Source organism: Psychrobacter sp. TB20-MNA-CIBAN-0197, assembly GCF_040309765.1.
Taxonomy (GTDB): domain Bacteria; phylum Pseudomonadota; class Gammaproteobacteria; order Pseudomonadales; family Moraxellaceae; genus Psychrobacter; species Psychrobacter submarinus.
This window is the reverse complement of sequence record NZ_JBEOPC010001288.1, coordinates 1-241: the sequence shown is the minus strand read 5'-3', so window position 1 is coordinate 241 and position 241 is coordinate 1. Positions and strand designations below refer to the sequence as shown.

At 64.3% G+C, this 241-nt stretch carries 1 protein-coding gene; it reads left to right on the top strand.

Annotated features, from left to right (window positions below):
* On the top strand, window positions 1-241 hold a 241-nt coding region (locus tag AAEY83_RS18115), incomplete at both ends, for a type II secretion system protein M (RefSeq protein WP_351061474.1).

Genomic DNA, 241 nt, shown 5'->3' with positions numbered 1-241 from the left:
CGCGTTGGCAGCGCTTGCGCAACCAGTTGCAGGCGCGTTGGCAGCCGTTGGCGCTGCGTGAAAAACGCATGGTCGTCGGCATGGCGCTGGTGCTTGTCGGTCTGCTGATCTGGCTGACGCTGGTCAAGCCGCCGCTGGCCAGGATCACTTTCTGGCAGAACGAAACGCCCAAGTTGCGCGCGCAAACCGAGGCGCTGGAAGTGCTGTTGCGCAGCGTCAATGTGCGGCCGCAGGGGCAAAG